This is a genomic window from Photorhabdus temperata, assembly GCF_025384845.1.
Classification (GTDB): Bacteria; Pseudomonadota; Gammaproteobacteria; order Enterobacterales; family Enterobacteriaceae; genus Photorhabdus; species Photorhabdus temperata.
Genome location: NZ_JAJAFX010000133.1, coordinates 1 through 2,978, shown reverse-complemented (window position 1 = coordinate 2,978; position 2,978 = coordinate 1). Strand labels below are relative to the sequence as shown.

At 42.5% G+C, this 2,978-nt stretch carries 6 protein-coding genes; 2 read left to right on the top strand and 4 right to left on the bottom strand.

Going from position 1 to position 2,978, the window contains the following annotated elements; translation table 11 throughout:
• Positions 1-533 (bottom strand): Rha family transcriptional regulator (locus LGZ99_RS23790; protein ID WP_262979781.1); only part of this gene is annotated, 533 nt, incomplete at its 3' end.
• Between the two features lie 318 nt (positions 534-851).
• Here LGZ99_RS23790 and LGZ99_RS23785 point away from each other — a divergent pair.
• Positions 852-1,064: a KTSC domain-containing protein gene (locus tag LGZ99_RS23785; RefSeq protein ID WP_072008848.1), complete on the top strand. Its 213-nt coding sequence runs from the start codon at positions 852-854 to the stop codon at positions 1,062-1,064.
• 117 nt (positions 1,065-1,181) lie between these two features.
• Entirely contained in the window at positions 1,182-1,712 is a 531-nt protein-coding gene (locus LGZ99_RS23780; protein WP_262979780.1) for a DUF2441 domain-containing protein, read from the top strand.
• Between the two features lie 231 nt (positions 1,713-1,943).
• Here the strand turns inward: LGZ99_RS23780 and LGZ99_RS23775 are convergent, their stop codons facing one another.
• The 3 genes from LGZ99_RS23775 to LGZ99_RS23765 form a co-directional block, all read right to left on the bottom strand.
• A complete protein-coding gene (locus LGZ99_RS23775) occupies positions 1,944-2,393 on the bottom strand; it encodes a lysis protein (RefSeq protein ID WP_262979779.1) in 450 nt (149 codons plus the stop codon).
• Positions 2,390-2,815, bottom strand: a complete 426-nt coding sequence (locus tag LGZ99_RS23770; RefSeq protein WP_262979778.1) for a lysozyme — start codon at positions 2,813-2,815, stop codon at positions 2,390-2,392. Before LGZ99_RS23770 ends, LGZ99_RS23775 begins: the two co-directional genes overlap by 4 nt.
• Positions 2,802-2,978 (bottom strand): phage holin family protein (locus tag LGZ99_RS23765; RefSeq protein ID WP_262979782.1); only part of this gene is annotated, 177 nt, incomplete at its 5' end. The genes LGZ99_RS23770 and LGZ99_RS23765, both read right to left, overlap by 14 nt.

Below are 2,978 nucleotides of genomic sequence, written 5' to 3'. Positions count from 1 at the left end.
GCTATCTGACTAATATCATTGATCATCCTTTCAGCTTTATTGAGAGTAACCAGGTCATCTTGTCGCTTTCTTAGTCTGCGACCTGCATCAGATGAATCTTCATCAGACGCCCTTTTTGCCAGAACAAGCATGTCTTGCAGTTGCTGGATGGTAAACCCAAATCCAGATTTCATCTCAAGTTCTGTCATGTGATCGAGCACCTGGGCTTGCAACTCATAGCTGTAGCTCATTGCCATCAAACAGGCTTCACGCTTGGGGAATCGGTAAATATCACGAACCGCTGTAGCTCCATTGGCAATGCTATATTCATCTTCGGCTAAAAATTTAGCCGATGCTTCATCTCCCAAAACTTTGGGAACTTTAACCATGAAGTTCTTGTGTGACAGCTTCTTATACTTCTTACAAGGGAATGCCAATCCTTCCGCTTCTGCTTTGGCCTTCCTGTCAGCATTAATGTAATCAACCATTTCAAGGCTGGTCATTGTTGGAGCTTCGGTTACAGATGAATGTGTTTTGACTGTTAATTGAGTCATGGTATTTACCCTATAGAAGACGAACCTGTTCACACAGAAATGCCGCCCGCAGAAATACCATTAACGGATTTCTCAGGTTCGCTTTCTGTAAGGCTCTGCGTTTAGAAATAGAGGCGCGTGTGAATGCGCTAGATAATAAAAAGCCCCAGATAACTGAGGCTCATTGATTAGATATTCTTTATTTTGCGGATAACTTCACAAGATCTATAAAATCTTGGCATAGTTCTAACTTGTGCCCGTGATCGTCTACAAAGTTATAATTCTTAAAGTGTTCTAATATTTTCTTGGGACTTTTCCCGCATATAGGAGATTTAGAACGTGAATCGAGTTCCTGTTTCATCTTCAAACCTTCGTTCTGTTGGTTATGACCAAGCTACGAAAACATTGGAAATAGCTTTCCATAGTAGCGGAGTGTATCAATACTATAATGTTCCTTCTAATGTGTACCAAGGATTGATGAGCGCCCCATCCAAAGGAAAATACTTCCATCAGTACATCAAAGAAGTTTATAGATATAGCAAAGTAGGTTGATTAATTAAGCGAGGTTATGCCTCGCTTTCTGACTTTTACTGACACTGAGTTTTGATATCTTCGTATATTAAATAATATAATAAAACTAATGTACTACCCCTAACCAAAGGCTCTTAAATGAGAGAATATAAATTTTTTCACGCAGATAGAGGCGGTCATCTCAACGAGGGTGCGATTATCACTAACAACGAATGCCTATCACTCTTTGGTCAAGAATATGCTCACTATTTTAACGTACAAGATCCATTCAATAATCTGAAAGAACCTCAACTGAGGGAGTTTATCGCTGAATATGTAAGACAAAATGTGCCTGATTTTGCAAAAAGACTAAGCAGACTCAGCTCATTTTTTGCTGCTCTTAGCATTGATGATGCACTTTTATTTGCAAAAGAAATCATCCCGCGTCCTGATCATCCAGTTAACATATATGAGGTATTCAGCGAAGACTTTCTCACACTAGATTCAAGTTGGCTAGATTATGATGCAAATCCAACAAAACGAATTGAATATGCTAAATATTATTGGTGGGGTGAGATTACAAATCACAAGCCTCTTCATGGAGAAAGGCGCCCGCCAAGACTTGAAGTCTTATTATCCACCCCCGTTAGAGTCGGGAAGGTTGTTGAAACTCTACCCCCTGATCAATAACGATTAAATTCGGGTTATGTGCCGCCAATGCCGCTTCACAAAGTATCGCTGGCAGCATGTCGTCATATTCATACCGGCCATTACTTATATGAGTGAATAGCTCGTCTCCATCACTATCTAAAACCACGACTTGATACGGACTGGTTCGTTTATCAGTCCTGTTTCTTACACTAAGCTCAGGTAGTCTGCTTTTTTTTATGTTAGCGACTTTTGTTTTATTCATACTTGTTCCTATTGACACTGGGTTCTAATGTAGTCCTGCAAACCTTCTAGTTGAGCCTGCATCGTTGTTACTCTTTCGGTGAGAGTGAAATAATCCCTGATAGCGGGGTCTTCCAATCTGGGGCTGGCTGCATTAACCACGCCGGAGGGGGAACCGGCTTCGCCCTGACTACAGGTTGCCGCGATACGCAACCGGCGACGACCATTGACAACATCATTGCGAAGAACGTCGATTTCAGATTTGGCATTGGCAAGTTCCTGTGTGTGCTTCACATCCAATTCGTTCAACATGGTAATGTGTGAGTTCTGATAGTCGATAGTGTCTGTGAGTTGCTGAATGTCTTCTTGCTGCTGCTTTGTAACATGACGTTCTCTCTGTAACTCAGAGTGATAGTAATACGCTGTCAGTGAAATAATGATTAATGCGAGTATCGTGTAGTAGTGAGCATTGAATTTCATGATAAAAACATCGTTTTTTCAGATGCCCTGCGAACATCTAGGCCCGGCAATACACGCCCACCAGCCTGATTCCATCTCATAAACTGATTCGCCGCGCCTTTATAGTCACCCGCATTGAGTTTCTTAAGCAATGTTGAGCGGACGAAAGCACCGGTACCACAGTTGAAGATAAAAGAGCAAAGCGCATCAAACTGGCCCTGAGTCAGCGGGACCTTAACGTTTGATTCAATCGTGATGTAGGCCGGGGCTAAGTCTTCAAGTAAGAACTGCTCGGCCTGTTTATCTGTAACCACATCACCGGGCTTTACCCCGCGAGTATGACCGTAGCCGATTGTCCAAACACCCGCGGGGCAACGATATGCTGTTAAGCTGAGACCCTCATAGCCTTTGAGCTTACTAAGCCCTTTCTCACTGATTTGCATCAGATACCCCCGCTTTACGATTCAAAGCCCCACGCATCCATTGACCGAAAAAGTCAGTCCCCAGATAACCAATAATGACACTGCCGATATAAGCCAAATCTGTGCTCAGATTTAAGAAGACCAACAAATCACGAATGAACCACGCGATAAGTGCGCACATCAT